This window comes from Tahibacter aquaticus, from assembly GCF_004363655.1.
Taxonomy (GTDB): Bacteria; Pseudomonadota; Gammaproteobacteria; order Xanthomonadales; family Rhodanobacteraceae; genus Tahibacter; species Tahibacter aquaticus.
In genome coordinates this window covers 358,438-374,034 of the sequence record NZ_SNZH01000004.1, presented here as the reverse complement: position 1 = coordinate 374,034, position 15,597 = coordinate 358,438, and the positions used below count along the sequence as shown (strand labels likewise).

The window sequence follows — 15,597 nt, the reverse complement described above, 5'->3', positions numbered from 1 at the left end:
GCTTGTTAAACTCTTGCGTCTTGGCAGGTCGATTTGTTTCGGCCTGTCTTTTGTTTCTTAAGGCATCCACGAATGGCGACTATTAACCAGCTGGTGCGTAAACCGCGTAGCCCGAAGACCTACAAGAGCGCCTCGCCGGCGCTGCAGAGTTGCCCGCAGCGTCGCGGCGTCTGCACTCGCGTATACACCACCACCCCGAAGAAGCCGAACTCGGCTCTGCGCAAGGTGGCCAAGGTGCGTCTGACCAATGGCTACGAGGTCATCAGCTACATCGGTGGCGAAGGCCACAACTTGCAGGAACACTCGGTGGTCCTGATCCGCGGCGGTCGTGTCAAAGACTTGCCGGGCGTGCGCTACCACACGGTGCGCGGTTCGCTCGACGCTGCTGGTGTCGCGAAGCGTCGCCAGGGTCGTTCGAAGTACGGCGCCAAGCGCCCGAAGAAGTAATTTAGAAAAGGCCTGAATCATGTCGCGTAAAGGTTCCGCCCCCACCCGTGTGCTGCTGTCCGATCCCAAGCACAACAGTCAGCTGATCGCTCGTTTCATCAATATGGTGATGAAGAGCGGCAAGAAGTCGGTCGCTGAAGGCATCGTCTACGGTGCGCTCGATCACATCGGCCAGAAGAACGCAGACTCCCTGGGTCTGGTCGAGAAGGCATTGAGCAACGTCGCTCCGGCGGTCGAAGTGAAGTCGCGCCGCGTCGGTGGTGCGACCTATCAGGTTCCGGTCGAGGTCCGTTCGGCTCGCCGTACCGCGCTGGCTATGCGCTGGGTTATCGATGCCGCGCGCAAGCGCAGCGAGAATTCGATGCCGCGCAAGCTCGCCGCCGAGCTGTTGGAAGCTGCTGAGAACCGTGGTTCCGCAGTCAAGAAGCGCGAAGAAACGCATCGTATGGCGGAAGCCAACAAAGCGTTCTCGCACTACCGCTGGTAAGAGTTGAGGGAACGACTGTGGCCCGTACTACCCCTATCGAGCGTTATCGCAACTTCGGCATCATGGCTCACATCGATGCCGGCAAGACGACGACGACCGAACGCATCCTGTATTACACCGGCGTCAACCATAAGATCGGCGAAGTGCACGAAGGTGCCGCGACGATGGACTGGATGGAGCAGGAACAAGAGCGCGGCATCACGATCACGTCGGCCGCGACGACCTGCTTCTGGAAAGGCATGGACATGTCTTTCCCGGAACACCGGTTCAACATCATCGATACCCCGGGGCATGTCGACTTCACCATCGAAGTCGAACGCTCGCTGCGCGTGCTTGATGGCGCGGTGTTCGTGCTCTGTGCCGTTGGTGGCGTACAGCCGCAGTCGGAAACCGTATGGCGTCAGGCCAACAAGTACGGCGTTCCGCGCCTGGCCTTCGTCAACAAGATGGACCGCACCGGTGCCGACTTCGGCAAGGTGGTGGGCCAGCTGAAGTCGCGTCTCGGCGCCAACCCGGTGCCGATGCAAGTACCGATTGGTGCCGAAGAGCATTTCGAAGGCGTGGTCGACCTCATCAAGATGAAGGCGATCTACTGGGATCCGGAAGCCCAGGGTACGAAGTTCGAGTACCGCGACATCCCTGCCAATTTGACCAAGGAATGCGAGGCTGCTCGCAGCTTCATGGTCGAGGCCGCGGCAGAAACGTCCGAAGACCTGATGAACAAGTACCTCGAAGAGGGCGAGCTCTCGGAAGAGGAAATCATGAAGGGTATTCGCGCCGGTACGCTGGCGGCGAGCCTGATTCCGGTGTTCTGCGGTACGGCGTTTAAGAACAAGGGCGTGCAGGCGATGCTGGATGCGGTCATCCGCTATCTGCCGGCACCGTCGGATCGTCCGCCGGTCAAGGGTATCGACGAAAACGAGAAGGAAGCATCGCGCGCTGCGCTCGACTCCGATCCGTTCTCGGCGTTGGCCTTCAAGATCATGACCGACCCGTTCGTCGGCTCGCTGTCGTTCTTCCGTGTCTATTCGGGCACGCTGAATTCCGGCGACACCGTGTACAACCCGGTCAAGAACAAGAAAGAGCGTGTCGGCCGCATTCTGCAGATGCACGCGAACCAGCGTGATGAGATCAAGGAAGTCCGTGCTGGCGATATCGCTGCAGCGGTCGGCCTGAAGGATGTCACGACGGGCGATACGCTGTGCGCACCGAACAACGTCATCACGCTTGAGCGCATGATTTTCCCTGAGCCGGTCATCGCGATGGCGGTTGAGCCGAAGACGAAGTCCGACCAGGAAAAGATGGGCATGGCGCTGTCGCGTCTCGCGCAGGAAGATCCTTCGCTGCGCGTGCGCAGTGACGAAGAATCCGGCCAGACCATCATTGCCGGCATGGGCGAGCTGCATCTGGAAATCATCGTTGACCGCATGAAGCGCGAGTTCAACGTTGAAGCCAATGTCGGCAAGCCGCAGGTGGCCTATCGCGAAACGATTCGCAAGATGGTCAAGCAGGACGGCAAGTTCGTTCGCCAATCCGGCGGTAAGGGTCAGTACGGCCATGTCGTGCTCGAGATCGAACCGCAGGAGCGCGGTGCCGGTTACGTGTTCGAGAATGCGACGGTCGGCGGTTCGGTGCCGAAGGAATACGTGCCTGCAGTAGACAAGGGCATTCGCGAAGCGATGCAGAACGGCATTCTCGCGGGCTTCCCGGTTGTCGACATCAAGGTCCGCCTCGTCGATGGGTCGTACCACGAAGTCGACTCGAACGAAATGGCGTTCAAGATCGCCGGTTCGATGGGCTTCAAGGAAGGCTTCCACAAGGCCAGTCCGGTGCTGCTCGAACCGATCATGAAGGTCGAGGTCGTTACTCCGGAAGATTACATGGGCGATGTGATGGGCGACCTGTCTCGCCGTCGCGGCATCCTGCAGGGTTCTGATGACAGCCCGTCGGGCAAGGTCATCAACGCGCTGGTGCCGCTGGGCGAGATGTTTGGTTACGCCACTTCGATGCGCTCCATGTCGCAGGGCCGTGCCACGTTCACCATGGAATTCGACCACTACGCCGAAGCGCCGAACAACATCGCCGAACAGGTGATGAAGAAGGCTGGCTGAGTTGTCGACCGAATATTCACTGTTTTGAGGTTTTGAGTCATGGCTAAGGGTAAATTCGAGCGCACCAAGCCGCACGTCAACGTCGGCACGATCGGTCACGTGGACCACGGCAAGACGACGCTGACGGCAGCGCTGACGAAGATCGGTGCCGAGCGTTTCGGTGGCGAGTTCAAGGCGTACGACCAGATCGACGCGGCGCCGGAAGAAAAGGCGCGCGGCATCACGATTTCGACGGCGCACGTGGAATACGAATCGCCGAACCGTCATTACGCGCACGTGGATTGTCCGGGGCATGCGGACTACGTGAAGAACATGATCACGGGTGCGGCGCAGATGGATGGCGCGATCCTGGTGTGTTCGGCGGCCGACGGTCCGATGCCGCAGACGCGTGAACACATCCTGCTGGCGCGCCAGGTCGGCGTGCCGTACGTGGTGGTGTTCCTGAACAAGGCGGACATGGTGGACGACGCCGAGCTGCTGGAGCTCGTCGAGATGGAAGTCCGCGAACTGCTGAGCAAGTACGATTTCCCGGGCGACGACACGCCGGTGATCAAGGGTTCGGCGCTGAAGGCGCTGGAAGGCGATCAGAGCGAAATCGGCGTGCCGGCGATCATCAAGCTGGTGGAAGCGCTGGACACGTACATTCCGGAACCGGTGCGCGTGCTGGACAAGCCGTTCCTGATGCCGGTGGAAGACGTGTTCTCGATCTCGGGCCGCGGCACGGTGGTGACGGGTCGAATCGAGCGCGGCATCGTGAAAGTTGGCGACGAAATCGAAATCGTCGGTATCCGTCCGACGGTGAAGACGATCGTGACGGGCGTTGAGATGTTCCGCAAGCTGCTGGACCAGGGCCAGGCGGGCGACAACGTCGGTCTGCTGTTGCGCGGTACGAAGCGTGATGACGTGGAGCGCGGCCAGGTGCTGTGCAAGCCGGCGTCGATCAATCCGCATACGAAGTTCGAAGCGGAAGTGTACGTCCTGTCGAAAGACGAAGGCGGCCGCCACACGCCGTTCTTCAAGGGCTACCGTCCGCAGTTCTATTTCCGTACGACGGACGTGACGGGCAATGTCGAGCTGCCGGAAGGCGTCGAGATGGTCATGCCGGGCGACAACATCAAGATGGTGGTGACGCTGATCGCCCCGATCGCGATGGAAGAAGGTCTGCGTTTCGCGATCCGTGAAGGCGGTCGTACCGTCGGCGCAGGCGTCGTCGCCAAGATCTTTGCTTAAGCTGTAACGCAGTATTTGCCGCCCCCTAAGACGGGGCGGCCCCAACAGCGAAAAGAGACACAGGATGTGTCTCGTGTTCGCCAGACACGGAGTCGTCGCGTATTCAGCCCGCTTGACGGGCGCGTGTGCGCGTACTACACTTTCATGTCTGGGCGGACCAGTTTTCTGGTCCGCCCGATTTTTTGGGGATCGGCACATGAAGTTGCCGTCTCCCGTCGCTCTTTTACTAAGGATTTCGGCCATGGCGGACCAAAAGATCCGTATTCGACTGAAGGCATTCGATCATCGATTGATCGATCGCTCCGCGAGTGAAATCGTGGAGACCGCGAAACGTACCGGCGCCCAGGTGCGCGGTCCCATTCCGCTGCCGACCAAGATCGAGCGTTATACCGTCCTGACATCGCCGCACGTCGACAAGGACGCTCGCGACCAGTACGAGACGCGCACCCACAAGCGCGTGTTGGATATTGTCGATCCCAATGACAAGACCGTGGATGCCCTGATGAAGCTCGACCTCGCCGCCGGCGTGGACGTGCAGATCAAGCTTTACTGAGTCTGGGCATAACACAGGCAACAGGACACGAACATGAGTATCGGATTGGTTGGCCGCAAATGCGGCATGAGCCGAGTCTTCACCGAAGATGGTCGCTCTATTCCGGTGACCCTGATCGAAGCGACGCCTAACCGCGTCACCCAGATCAAGACGGTCGAGAACGATGGTTACACCGCAGTGCAGGTCACCGCAGGCAGCAAGCGCGCCTCGTTGGTGAACAAGGCATCTGCCGGGCATTACGCCAAGGCCAAGGTCGAAGCTGGCCGCGGTCTGTGGGAATTCCGCGTCGACGCCACCGAGGTCGGTGGTTTCAATGTCGGCGGCGAAGTGAAGGTCGACGAGATCTTCAAGGTCGGCCAGAAGGTCGACGTGCAGGGTGTCAGCAAAGGCAAGGGTTTCCAGGGCACGATCAAGCGCTGGAACTTCACCATGGGCGACGCCACGCACGGTAACTCGCTGTCGCATCGCTCGCCGGGCTCCATCGGTCAGCGCCAGACGCCAGGCCGCGTGTTTCCGGGCAAGAAGATGTCCGGTCACATGGGCAACGTCACGCGTTCGGCTATGAACCTCGAGGTCGTGCAGATCGACACCGAACGTCACCTGATCGCCATCAAGGGCGCGGTGCCGGGTGCGACCGGCGGCGACGTCATCATCCGCGCGGCCGCCAAGGCCTGAGGAGCGACGCCATGGAACTCAATGTTATCGGTGCTTCGCCGCTGAACGTTTCCGACGCCGTGTTTGGCAAGGAATTTCGCGGTGATCTCGTGCACCAGGTCGTTACGGCCTATCGCAATGCTGGTCGTGCAGGCACCAAGGCGCAGTTGTCCCGCGCTGAAGTGTCCGGTACCACCAAGAAGTTCAAGAAACAGAAGGGTGGCGGCGCCCGTCACGGCGACTACCGCGCCCCGATCTTCGTCGGCGGCGGTGTCACGTTTGCCGCCAAGCCGCGCGATTTTTCGCAGAAAGTGAACAAGAAGATGTTTCGCGGCGCGCTCGCCTCGATCCTGTCCGAACTGATTCGCCAGGATCGCCTGAAGGTCGTCACCGATTTCGACGTCGATGCGCCCAAGACCAAAGGCCTTGTGGCCAAGCTCAGTGAAATGAACTTCACCGGCAAGACCATCATCGTCAGCGAAAGCGTGAGCGAGAACCTGTACCTGGCCGCTCGCAACAATCACAAAGTACTCGAAGTCGTCGATACCAATGCCTTGAACCCGGTCGCCCTGGTGCGCGCCGATCACGTCGTGGTGACGGTGGACGCGGTCAAGAAGATCGAGGAGTGGCTGGCATGAACGAGCGTCTCCTGAACACGATTCGTGCTCCGCGCATTTCTGAAAAGACAGCGCGCCTGGCCGAATCGAACCAGTATGTGTTTGAAGTCGCGTCGACCGCGACCAAAGCCGACGTGAAAGCCGCTGTCGAGCAGCTGTTCAGCGTCAAAGTCGAGGCGGTCAATGTGGTCAATGCCAAGGGCAAGACCAAGACCTTCCGTTTCCGCTCGGGCCGTCGTTCCGACCAGCGCAAGGCGTATGTCCGCCTCGCCGATGGTCAGAGCATAGACGTAACGGCCAAGGCCTAAGGTGGGACACCCATGGCACTGATTGATTACAAGCCAACTTCTGCAGGACGTCGTGCGATGGTCCGCGTGGTTACGCCGGGCCTGCATAAAGGCTCGCCGCTGCCCGCGCTGACTGAAGCGCAGAACAAGACCGGTGGCCGCAACAATAACGGCCGCATCACCACCCGTCACAAGGGCGGTGGTTCCAAGCAGCATTACCGCATCATCGATTTCAAGCGCGACAAGGAAGGCATCCCCGCCCGTGTCGAGCGTCTGGAATACGATCCGAACCGCACCGCGCATATCGCGCTGCTGTGTTACGCCGACGGCGAGCGCCGCTACATCATCGCTCCCAAGGGCGTGAAGCAGGGCGATCAGCTGATGGCTGGCCGCGACGCGCCGATCAAGGTCGGCAACGCGCTGCCGCTGCGCAATATCCCGGTAGGTTCGACCGTCCACTGCATCGAGATGAAGCCGGGCAAGGGTGCGCAGATTGCGCGCGCTGCCGGTGGTTCGGCTCAGCTGGTCGCTCGCGAAGGCGGATACGCCACGCTGCGTCTGCGCTCGGGCGAAATGCGCAAGGTTCCGTCCGATTGCACCGCGACGCTGGGTGAAGTTGGCAACTCGGAGCACAACCTGGAGAACATCGGCAAGGCCGGTGCTCAGCGTTGGCGTGGTGTTCGCCCGACCGTTCGCGGTGCGGCGATGAACCCCGTCGACCATCCGCACGGCGGTGGTGAAGCCCGCGCCGGCCAGGGTAACCCGCACCCGGTATCCCCCTGGGGTATGCCGACCAAGGGTTACAAGACGCGCAAGAACAAGCGCACCACCCAGTTCATCGTGCGCGATCGTCGCGGCTGATAGGTACTTATCATGGCTCGTTCACTGAAGAAAGGCCCGTTCATCGACCTGCACCTGCAAAAAAAGGTGGAGGCCGCTGCAGCCGCAAACAACAAGCGCCCGATCAAGACCTGGTCGCGCCGTTCGATGATCCTGCCGGAGATGGTTGGTCTTACGATCGCCATCCACAACGGCAAGGCCCACATCCCGGTGCTGGTCAATGAAAACATGGTCGGCCACAAGCTCGGCGAGTTCGCCATGACCCGTACGTTCAAGGGTCATTCCGGCGACAAAAAAGCCGATAAGAAGTAAGGGACACTGCGATGGAAACCAAAGCAATCCTGCGCAGCGCGCGCATTTCGCCGCAGAAAGTCCGCCTGGTCGCTGACCAGGTTCGTGGCTTGCCCGTCGACCGCGCCACCAATCTGCTCACGTTCAGCGACAAGAAGGCGGCACACCTGGTCAAGAAGGTGCTGCTGTCGGCTATCGCCAATGCCGAGAACAACGACGGCGCCGACGTCGACGAGTTGAAGGTCGCCAAGATCTTCGTCGACGAAGGCCCGACCCTGAAGCGTTTCGCTGCCCGCGCTAAGGGCCGTGGTACGCGCATCATCAAGCGGACCAGCCACATCACTGTGGTTGTCGGTACCGGCAGCTAAGCGAAGGACTTAGAACGATGGGTCACAAAGTTCATCCTACCGGTATCCGCCTTGGCATCGCCAAGGATTGGAACTCGAAGTGGTATGCCAACAAGCGCGATTTCGCCGGCTATCTGGCCGCCGATCTCAAGGTGCGCGAGGTTCTGAAGAAGAAGCTCGCCCAGGCTGGCATTTCCAAGATTCTGATCGAGCGTCCGGCCAAGACCGCCCGCGTGACGATTCACACAGCCCGCCCGGGCGTGGTGATCGGCAAGAAGGGCGAGGACATCGAGAAGCTGCGCAAGGAAGTCTCGGCGATCATGGGCGTACCCGCTCATATCAACGTGACCGAAGTGCGCAAGCCCGAACTGGACGCCCAGCTCGTGGCCGAATCGATCGCGCAGCAGCTGGAGCGCCGCATCATGTTCCGTCGCGCCATGAAGCGCGCGGTGCAGAATGCGATGCGCATCGGCGCGCTGGGCATCAAGGTCAACGTTGCCGGTCGTCTGAACGGCGCAGAAATCGCCCGTTCGGAATGGTATCGCGAAGGCCGTGTGCCGCTGCACACCCTGCGCGCCGACATCGACTATGGCTTCGCGGAAGCATCCACCACCTACGGCATCATCGGTATCAAGGTGTGGGTTTACAAAGGCGAAATCTTCGACCTCGCCCAGGCGGCTGAAGCTGCCAAGGCAGAGGCAAGCGAAGAGCGTCCGCAGCGCCGCGCGCCGAAGCAAGGAGCCTGATCATGTTGCAACCCAAGAGAACCAAGTACCGCAAGGTATTCAAGGGCCGCAACGATGGCCTCAGCTTCGTCGCGAACAAGGTGAGCTTCGGCCAGTTCGGCCTGAAGTCCACCGAGTTTGGCCAGCTGACCTCGCGTCAGATCGAAGCAGCCCGCCGTTGCATCACCCGTTTCGTCAAGCGTGGCGGCAAGCTCTGGATCCGCGTGTTCCCGGACAAGCCGATCACCAAGAAGCCGATCGAAGTCCGCATGGGCGCCGGTAAGGGCAATGTGGAGTTCTGGGTCGCCCCGATCCAACCTGGTCGCATGCTGTACGAAATCGAAGGTGTCGATGAAGCTGCCGCGCGCGAAGCGTTCCGCCTCGCAGCTGCCAAGCTTTCGGTCAAGACCCAATTCGTGACCCGGACGGTGCTGTGATGGAACTGAAAGAACTTCGTACCAAGTCCGCGCAGGACCTCACCGCCCATGTCGGCGAACTGCGCAACGAGCAGTTCAAGCTGCGCATGCAAAAAGGCTCCGGCCAGCTGACCCAGACACACGAGATCAAGCGCGTTCGTCGCGAGATCGCGACGGTCAAGATGCTGCTCGGCCAGATGAAGTAAGGACCGACGCCATGACCGATAACGAAAAGGCTGTTCGCACCATCCAGGGGCGCGTGGTCAGCAACAAGATGAACAAGACGGTGACTGTGCTGGTCGAGCGCCAGGTGCAGCATGAGCTGTACGGCAAGATCATCCGTCGCTCCACCAAGTATCACGCCCATGACGAGAAGAGCGAGTGTCAGGAAGGCGACGTCGTCCGCATCCAGGAATGCGCGCCGCTGTCCAAGACCAAGAACTTCCGCGTGGTCGAGATCGTCACCCGCGCCGCGCCGTAAGACAGGTCTGAGGAGAAACAATCATGATTCAGATGCAGACCTATCTCGCCGCTGCCGACAACTCGGGTGCGCGCGAACTGATGTGTATCAAGGTGCTCGGCGGCTCCAAGCGCCGCTACGCCGCAATTGGCGACATCATCAAAGTCACGGTCAAGGACGCAATCCCCCGTGGCAAGGTCAAGAAGGGCGAGGTCTATGACGCCGTGGTCGTGCGCACCAAGAAAGGTGTGCGTCGTCCAGACGGCTCGCTGATCCGCTTCGACGGCAATGCCGCCGTACTGCTCAACAACAAGCTCGAGCCGATCGGCACGCGCATCTTCGGACCGGTCACGCGCGAACTGCGTGGCGAGAAGTTCATGAAGATCGTGTCGCTCGCGCCCGAAGTGCTGTAACGGGGTTTCCGCCATGAAACGTATTCGCAAGGGTGATCGCGTCATCGTGACCACCGGCAAGAACAAGGGTCAGACGGGTGAAGTGCTGCGGACCACGGAAGATCGCGTGTTCGTCGCTGGCTTGAACCTGATCAAGCGCCACACCAAGCCGAATCCGCAGGCCCAGCAGGCCGGCGGCATCGTCGAGCGTGAGGCGTCCATCCATAATTCCAACGTGCTGCTGGTCAATCCGGCGACGGGCAAGGGCGAACGCATCGGCTACAAAGTCCTCGAGGACGGCCGCAAGGTGCGTGTGTTCAAGAAGTCCGGCGAAATGGTTGACGCTTGAGGATTGCCGTAATGACCCGCCTCCAAAAACATTACAAAGACGTCGTCGTGCCCAAGCTGATGGAACGCTTTGGCTACGCCAACGTCATGCAGGTACCCCGCCTGACCAAGATCACGCTGAACATGGGCGTGGGCGAAGCGGTCGGCAACAAGAAGGTGCTTGAAAACGCGCTGGACGACATGAGCAAGATCGCCGGCCAGAAGCCGGTCTCGACCAAGGCGCGCGTTTCCGTCGCCTCGTTCAAGATCCGCGAAGGCTGGCCGATCGGCTGCAAGGTGACCCTGCGCCGCGCCCACATGTTCGAGTTCCTGGACCGCCTGGTGAGTGTCGCGCTGCCGCGCGTACGCGACTTCCGCGGCGTGTCCGGTCGCGCCTTCGATGGCCGTGGCAACTACAACATGGGCATCAAGGAACAGATCATCTTCCCGGAAATCGATTTCGACCAGGCCGACGCGATGCGCGGCATGGACATCTCGATCGCAACCACTGCGAAATCCGACGAAGAAGCCCGCGCCCTGCTGGAAGCGTTCAGCTTCCCGTTCCGCAATTGATTCCGAGGATTCTGTAATGGCAAAGACCTGCATGGTCAATCGCGAAGTCAAGCGCGAAAAGCTGGCCAAGAAGCATGCTGCAAAGCGTGCGGAACTGAAGAAGACTCTCAGCAGCCCGAGCGCGTCCTTCGAAGAGAAGATGGCAGCGTCTGCGAAGCTGCAGAAACTTCCTCGCGATTCGAGCGAAGCGCGTCAGCGCAATCGTTGTGTACAGACCGGCCGCAGCCGCGGCGTCTACCGCAAGTTCGGCCTTGGCCGCAACAAGCTGCGTGAGGCGACCATGCGCGGTGACGTGCCCGGTCTGCGTAAAGCCAGCTGGTAATTGCCAGCGGATATCGGTGCTAACTTAAGGATTCACTGCAATGAGCATGACTGATCCCATCGCCGACATGTTTACCCGTATTCGCAATGCCCAGCTCACGGGCAAAGCAACGGTGCGCATGCCGAGCTCGAAGATCAAGCTGGCCCTGGCCAAGCTGTTGAAAGACGAAGGCTACATCCGCGACGCGCAGGTCAACACCGTCGAAGGCAAGCCAGAACTCGAAATCGCCCTGAAGTACTACGAAGGCAAGCCCGTTATCGAACGCCTGCAGCGTGTGTCGCGTTCCGGCCTGCGCGTTTACCGCGGCAAGGATGCGCTGCCGAAGGTGCTGAACGGTTTGGGCATCTCCATCGTTTCGACGTCCAGCGGCGTCATGACCGATGCGCAGGCACGGGCCAAGGGCCTGGGCGGCGAAGTCATCGGCCTGGTCGCCTAAAAGGAGATAGCCAATGTCACGCGTAGCAAAACTGCCGATCGCCCTGCCGAAGGGCGTCGAATGCTCGGTCGCCGCTGACGGCGTTACCGTGAAAGGCCCCAAGGGCACGCTGAAGTCTGTCGCGTTCCCGGGTGTCGATATCGCCGTCAATGGCGCTGAAATGAACTGCAAGCCGGTTGCCGCCGCGAACGACAAGCTCGCCGGTACGGCCCGTGCTGTGCTCAACAACATGGTCAAGGGTGTCAGCGAAGGCTACGTCCGCAAGCTCGAACTGGTCGGCGTGGGTTACCGTGCCGCCATGCAGGGCAAGGATCTGAGCCTCACGCTGGGCTTCTCCCATCCGGTCCTGTTCAAGGCACCGGAAGGCGTGGCTCTGGAAACGCCGAGCCAGACCGAGATCCTGATCAAGGGTGCGGACAAGCAGGCTGTCGGCCAGGCTGCAGCCAAGATCCGCGGTTTCCGTCCGCCGGAGCCCTACAAGGGCAAGGGCGTGCGTTACTCCGGCGAGAAGATCACCCTGAAGGAAGCCAAGAAGGCCTAATGCCTGAAAGCCCCGGCGATGCCAGGGCTTGCGCATACCCTTCAGCTTCGGAGAATGACGATGGACAAGAACGTTTCCCGCCTGCGTCGTGCCAAATCCACGCGCGCTCGCATCCGTACCCTGGCAGTTGCCCGCCTGACCGTGCACCGCACTGGCCAGCATATCTACGCCCAGGTCATCGCCCCGTCGGGCGACAAGGTCATTGCAGCGGCTTCCACCCTGCAGGATTCGGTCGCCGAAGGTCTCAAGGGCACCAAGAACAAGACGGCTGCGGCTGCAGTCGGCAAGGCTATTGCCGAGCGCGCCCTGGCTGCCGGTATCGAGGCAGTTGCTTTTGACCGTTCGGGCTTCAAGTATCACGGTCGCATCCAGGCTCTGGCCGATGCGGCACGCGAGGCTGGCCTGAAGTTCTAAGCAGCAAAAGCGGGCGCGCGCACTTGGGATCGGACAGGTTGTCTACAGTTCGATCCTGCTGCCGCGTCCGACAAGATCCATCACAACTCCAAGCGGCCCAGGCCGTAAGCAATGTGTCCCGCTCCGTCGGGACCACCAAGGTGCACTATGTCCTCTAACGAACGTGAAAATAGCGATGGCATGCTGGAAAAGCTGATCGCCGTGAACCGCGTGGCCAAGACGGTCAAGGGCGGTCGGCAGATGAGCTTCACCGCGCTGACCGTCGTCGGCGATGGCGACGGAAAAGTCGGCTTCGGCTACGGCAAGGCGCGCGAAGTGCCGGTTGCCATCCAGAAGGCGATGGAACGCGCGCGTCGCAACATGACCAGCGTCAAGCTCAACGACGGTACTCTGTGGCATGCCGTCAAGGCGAACCATGGCGCTGCCAAGGTTTACATGCAGCCGGCGTCGGCCGGTACCGGCGTCATCGCCGGCGGCGCGATGCGTGCGGTGCTGGAAGTGGTCGGCGTGAAGAACGTGCTGGCCAAGGCCGTGGGTTCGCGCAACCCCATCAATCTGGTGCGTGCAACGATCAAGGGCCTGGTCGCGATGGCCTCGCCGGATCGCATTGCCGCCAAGCGTGGCAAGAGCGTTGCTGAGGTGACTGGTCATGGCGAATAACAACGAAAAGACCGTGCGCGTGCGCCTTGTAAAGGGTCTGCGCGGCGTACAGGCGCGTCATCGTCTGAGCGTGAAGGCTCTGGGCCTGAGCAAGATCAACGACGTGCGCGAACTGAAAGACAGCCCGCAGGTGCGTGGCCTCATCAACACGGTCTACTACCTGGTAGCCGTGGAAAACCAGGCCTGAGCCCTTTAGGAATTCGGAGTACATCATGCGTCTCAATACGCTCAAGCCCGCAGACGGCGCCCGCAAAGACCGCGTTCGCGTTGGTCGCGGTATCGGTTCCGGCCTCGGCAAGACTGCCGGCCGTGGTCACAAGGGTCAGTTCGCGCGCACCGGCAAAGGCAAGGTCAAGGCCGGTTTCGAAGGCGGCCAGATGCCGCTGCAGCGTCGCCTGCCCAAGGTCGGTTTCCGTTCGAAGACCGCCCACGAAACCAGCGAGGTCCTGCTGTACAAGCTGGATTCGCTCAACGTCGACGTGATCGATTTCGACGTGCTGCGTGCGGCTGGCCTGGTAGAGGCTCGCGCCAAGCACGCCAAGATCGTGAAGAAGGGCGACATCAAGCGCGCGGTTAAGCTGAAGGGCGTGGCCACTACGGCCGGCGCCAAGGCCGCGATCGAGGCAGCCGGCGGCAGCGTGGAGTAAGTCCATGGCAGCAAACCAGGCCAATGCACTCGCTTCGCTCGGCAAATTTGCCGAGATCAAGCAGCGCATCCTGTTTGTGATTGGTGCGTTGATCATCTATCGCCTGGGTACCTTTATTCCGGTGCCCGGCGTTAATCCCGAAGCAATGACCCGCCTGATGGAACAGCAGGGCGGAATCATCGACATGTTCAACATGTTCTCGGGCGGTGCGCTCAGCCGCTTCTCGATTTTCGCGTTGAACGTGGTGCCGTATATCTCGGCCTCGATCATCGTGCAGTTGTTCACTACGGTCGTTCCCAGCCTTGCGCAGCTGCGCAAGGAAGGTGAATCCGGCCGGCGCACCATCACCAAGTACACGCGCATGGGTGCGGTGGCTTTGGCGGCGTTCCAGGCATTCGGCGTCTCTGTGGCCTTGTCCGGCCAGGCTGGCGTGGTCTACAACCCGGGCCCAGGCTTCATCTTCGCATCTGTGGTCGGCCTTACCGCCGGCACCATGTTCCTGATGTGGCTGGGTGAGCAGATCACCGAGCGCGGCATCGGCAACGGTATCTCGCTGCTGATCTTCGCTGGCATCGTTGCCGGCCTGCCCGGCGCCGTCGTGCATACCCTGAACATGGCGCAGGAAGGCCAGCTCAATCCGCTGATGGTGGTGACGGTTCTGGCCATTGTGCTGCTGGTTACCGCTTTCGTGGTGTTTGTCGAGCGCGGTCAACGCCGCATCACGGTGAATTACGCGCGGCGCATGGGGGGCTCGAAGGCCTACATGAACCAGAGCTCGCATTTGCCGCTGAAGCTCAACATGTCGGGCGTGATCCCGGCGATATTCGCTTCGTCGCTGATCATGTTCCCGGCTACCGCCGCGACCTGGTTCAGCAGGTCAGGCGAAGTGCGCTGGTTGTCGATGCTGACCACGGCGCTGACGCCGGGCCAGCCGGTTTACATGATCGTGTTCGCCGTGCTTATCGTCGTCTTTGCGTTCTTCTATACCGCGCTGGTGTTCAACTCGCAGGAAACCGCCGACAACCTGAAAAAGCAGGGCGCCCTGATTCCGGGCATCCGGCCAGGCAAGTCGACGGCCGACTATATCGATGGTGTTCTGACCCGCCTCACCGGTGCCGGTGCCGTCTATCTGGTCGCGGTCTGCCTGATTCCGGACATCCTGCGCAATGCGTGGAATGTGCCGTTCTATTTTGGCGGAACCTCGCTGCTGATCGTGGTCGTCGTGGTGATGGATTTCACCGCGCAGATCCAGGCTCATCTGGTCTCGCACCAGTACGGCAGCTTGTTGAAGAAATCGAATCTGCGCGGCCGTTGAGCCGCGCAGCTCCCTGCAGAAGGGAGTCTAGGGGTTACCTCGGGGCTTGCCCCGTGACGGGGTTTGTCAAATCCCGCGAACCAAGGTACAATTTTCAGTTCACTGCGCTTTAAGCCCGTTTCGGAGAGATTTACATGGCGCGCATTGCAGGTGTCAACCTGCCGGTTCAGAAGCATGTCTGGGTCGGTTTGCAGAGTATTTACGGTATCGGCCGCTCGCGGTCGAAGAAGGTTTGCGATGCTGCCGGCGTTAAGTCGTCTGGCAAAATCAAGGACCTGACCGAGGCGGAAGTCGAAAAGCTGCGCCATGAGATCGCCAAGTACACGGTCGAGGGCGATCTTCGCCGCGAAGTGGGCATGAGCATCAAGCGTCTTATCGACCTGGGCTGCTACCGCGGCCTGCGTCATCGTCGCGGTCTGCCGGTGCGCGGCCAGCGTACCCGCACCAACGCTCGTACCCGCAAGGGTCCGCGTCGCGCGATCAAGAAGTAATGGATTCGGACAGA

Annotated in this window: 27 protein-coding genes; all 27 read left to right on the top strand. The window is 60.8% G+C overall.

The features are described from left to right. Positions 1 to 72 precede the first annotated feature (72 nt). The 27 genes from rpsL to rpsM all read left to right on the top strand — a co-directional run bounded on the left by rpsL (position 73) and on the right by rpsM (position 15,583). A complete protein-coding gene (gene rpsL, locus DFR29_RS09095; RefSeq protein WP_133818265.1) occupies positions 73 to 447 on the top strand; it encodes a 30S ribosomal protein S12 in 375 nt (124 codons plus the stop codon). A 19-nt stretch (positions 448 to 466) separates the two neighbouring features. Beyond that, positions 467 to 934, top strand: a complete 468-nt coding sequence (gene rpsG / locus DFR29_RS09090; protein WP_133818264.1) for a 30S ribosomal protein S7 — start codon at positions 467 to 469, stop codon at positions 932 to 934. 17 nt (positions 935 to 951) lie between these two features. Beyond that, entirely contained in the window at positions 952 to 3,045 is a 2,094-nt protein-coding gene (fusA, locus tag DFR29_RS09085; protein WP_133818263.1) for an elongation factor G, read from the top strand. A 39-nt stretch (positions 3,046 to 3,084) separates the two neighbouring features. After that, positions 3,085 to 4,275, top strand: a complete 1,191-nt coding sequence (tuf, locus tag DFR29_RS09080; RefSeq protein WP_133818262.1) for an elongation factor Tu — start codon at positions 3,085 to 3,087, stop codon at positions 4,273 to 4,275. Positions 4,276 to 4,516: 241 nt separating this feature from the next. Next, a complete protein-coding gene (gene rpsJ, locus DFR29_RS09075) occupies positions 4,517 to 4,828 on the top strand; it encodes a 30S ribosomal protein S10 (protein ID WP_133818261.1) in 312 nt (103 codons plus the stop codon). 33 nt (positions 4,829 to 4,861) lie between these two features. Further along, a complete protein-coding gene (rplC, locus tag DFR29_RS09070) occupies positions 4,862 to 5,503 on the top strand; it encodes a 50S ribosomal protein L3 (RefSeq protein WP_133818260.1) in 642 nt (213 codons plus the stop codon). An 11-nt stretch (positions 5,504 to 5,514) separates the two neighbouring features. After that, positions 5,515 to 6,120 carry a 50S ribosomal protein L4 gene (rplD, locus tag DFR29_RS09065; RefSeq protein ID WP_133818259.1) on the top strand — a complete coding sequence of 202 codons (606 nt, stop codon included), beginning with the start codon at positions 5,515 to 5,517 and terminating at the stop codon, positions 6,118 to 6,120. After that, a complete protein-coding gene (rplW, locus tag DFR29_RS09060) occupies positions 6,117 to 6,407 on the top strand; it encodes a 50S ribosomal protein L23 (protein WP_133818258.1) in 291 nt (96 codons plus the stop codon). The genes rplD and rplW overlap by 4 nt, the downstream gene beginning before the upstream one ends. Positions 6,408 to 6,419: 12 nt before the next feature. Beyond that, positions 6,420 to 7,247: a 50S ribosomal protein L2 gene (gene rplB / locus DFR29_RS09055; protein WP_133818257.1), complete on the top strand. Its 828-nt coding sequence runs from the start codon at positions 6,420 to 6,422 to the stop codon at positions 7,245 to 7,247. Positions 7,248 to 7,259: 12 nt separating this feature from the next. Further along, positions 7,260 to 7,538: a 30S ribosomal protein S19 gene (rpsS, locus tag DFR29_RS09050; RefSeq protein WP_133818256.1), complete on the top strand. Its 279-nt coding sequence runs from the start codon at positions 7,260 to 7,262 to the stop codon at positions 7,536 to 7,538. Between the two features lie 11 nt (positions 7,539 to 7,549). Next, entirely contained in the window at positions 7,550 to 7,885 is a 336-nt protein-coding gene (gene rplV / locus DFR29_RS09045) for a 50S ribosomal protein L22 (protein ID WP_133818255.1), read from the top strand. Positions 7,886 to 7,902: 17 nt separating this feature from the next. Further along, positions 7,903 to 8,610, top strand: a complete 708-nt coding sequence (gene rpsC / locus DFR29_RS09040) for a 30S ribosomal protein S3 (RefSeq protein ID WP_166653974.1) — start codon at positions 7,903 to 7,905, stop codon at positions 8,608 to 8,610. Between the two features lie 2 nt (positions 8,611 to 8,612). Beyond that, complete coding sequence (gene rplP, locus DFR29_RS09035) at positions 8,613 to 9,026, top strand: 50S ribosomal protein L16 (protein WP_133818254.1); 414 nt, start codon at positions 8,613 to 8,615, stop codon at positions 9,024 to 9,026. Beyond that, the gene (rpmC, locus tag DFR29_RS09030) at positions 9,026 to 9,211 is read left to right on the top strand and encodes a 50S ribosomal protein L29 (protein WP_133818253.1); all 186 of its coding nucleotides are present in this window, start codon (positions 9,026 to 9,028) and stop codon (positions 9,209 to 9,211) included. Before rplP ends, rpmC begins: the two co-directional genes overlap by 1 nt. 11 nt (positions 9,212 to 9,222) lie before the next feature. Next, entirely contained in the window at positions 9,223 to 9,486 is a 264-nt protein-coding gene (gene rpsQ, locus DFR29_RS09025; RefSeq protein ID WP_133818252.1) for a 30S ribosomal protein S17, read from the top strand. A gap of 23 nt (positions 9,487 to 9,509) precedes the next feature. Further along, positions 9,510 to 9,878 carry a 50S ribosomal protein L14 gene (rplN, locus tag DFR29_RS09020; protein ID WP_133818251.1) on the top strand — a complete coding sequence of 123 codons (369 nt, stop codon included), beginning with the start codon at positions 9,510 to 9,512 and terminating at the stop codon, positions 9,876 to 9,878. Positions 9,879 to 9,891: 13 nt separating this feature from the next. Then, entirely contained in the window at positions 9,892 to 10,206 is a 315-nt protein-coding gene (gene rplX / locus DFR29_RS09015; protein ID WP_133818250.1) for a 50S ribosomal protein L24, read from the top strand. A gap of 11 nt (positions 10,207 to 10,217) precedes the next feature. Then, a complete protein-coding gene (gene rplE, locus DFR29_RS09010; protein WP_133818249.1) occupies positions 10,218 to 10,757 on the top strand; it encodes a 50S ribosomal protein L5 in 540 nt (179 codons plus the stop codon). Between the two features lie 16 nt (positions 10,758 to 10,773). Further along, positions 10,774 to 11,079 carry a 30S ribosomal protein S14 gene (rpsN, locus tag DFR29_RS09005; protein WP_133818248.1) on the top strand — a complete coding sequence of 102 codons (306 nt, stop codon included), beginning with the start codon at positions 10,774 to 10,776 and terminating at the stop codon, positions 11,077 to 11,079. Positions 11,080 to 11,119: 40 nt separating this feature from the next. Further along, entirely contained in the window at positions 11,120 to 11,515 is a 396-nt protein-coding gene (gene rpsH, locus DFR29_RS09000) for a 30S ribosomal protein S8 (protein ID WP_133818247.1), read from the top strand. A 13-nt stretch (positions 11,516 to 11,528) separates the two neighbouring features. Further along, positions 11,529 to 12,056 carry a 50S ribosomal protein L6 gene (gene rplF / locus DFR29_RS08995; protein WP_133818246.1) on the top strand — a complete coding sequence of 176 codons (528 nt, stop codon included), beginning with the start codon at positions 11,529 to 11,531 and terminating at the stop codon, positions 12,054 to 12,056. Between the two features lie 54 nt (positions 12,057 to 12,110). Then, positions 12,111 to 12,470, top strand: a complete 360-nt coding sequence (gene rplR, locus DFR29_RS08990) for a 50S ribosomal protein L18 (protein ID WP_425598828.1) — start codon at positions 12,111 to 12,113, stop codon at positions 12,468 to 12,470. Between the two features lie 111 nt (positions 12,471 to 12,581). After that, positions 12,582 to 13,130, top strand: a complete 549-nt coding sequence (gene rpsE / locus DFR29_RS08985) for a 30S ribosomal protein S5 (protein ID WP_425598827.1) — start codon at positions 12,582 to 12,584, stop codon at positions 13,128 to 13,130. Then, positions 13,120 to 13,317, top strand: coding sequence for a 50S ribosomal protein L30 (rpmD, locus tag DFR29_RS08980; protein ID WP_133818243.1), 198 nt, complete (start codon positions 13,120 to 13,122; stop codon positions 13,315 to 13,317). Before rpsE ends, rpmD begins: the two co-directional genes overlap by 11 nt. Positions 13,318 to 13,342: 25 nt before the next feature. After that, positions 13,343 to 13,777 (top strand): 50S ribosomal protein L15, encoded by a 435-nt coding sequence (rplO, locus tag DFR29_RS08975; protein ID WP_133818242.1) that lies wholly within the window; start codon positions 13,343 to 13,345, stop codon positions 13,775 to 13,777. A gap of 4 nt (positions 13,778 to 13,781) precedes the next feature. Further along, on the top strand, positions 13,782 to 15,092 hold the full coding sequence (secY, locus tag DFR29_RS08970) for a preprotein translocase subunit SecY (RefSeq protein WP_133818241.1): 1,311 nt from the start codon (positions 13,782 to 13,784) through the stop codon (positions 15,090 to 15,092). A 134-nt stretch (positions 15,093 to 15,226) separates the two neighbouring features. Beyond that, positions 15,227 to 15,583 (top strand): 30S ribosomal protein S13, encoded by a 357-nt coding sequence (gene rpsM, locus DFR29_RS08965; protein WP_133818240.1) that lies wholly within the window; start codon positions 15,227 to 15,229, stop codon positions 15,581 to 15,583. The last annotated feature ends 14 nt before the right edge of the window (positions 15,584 to 15,597 follow it).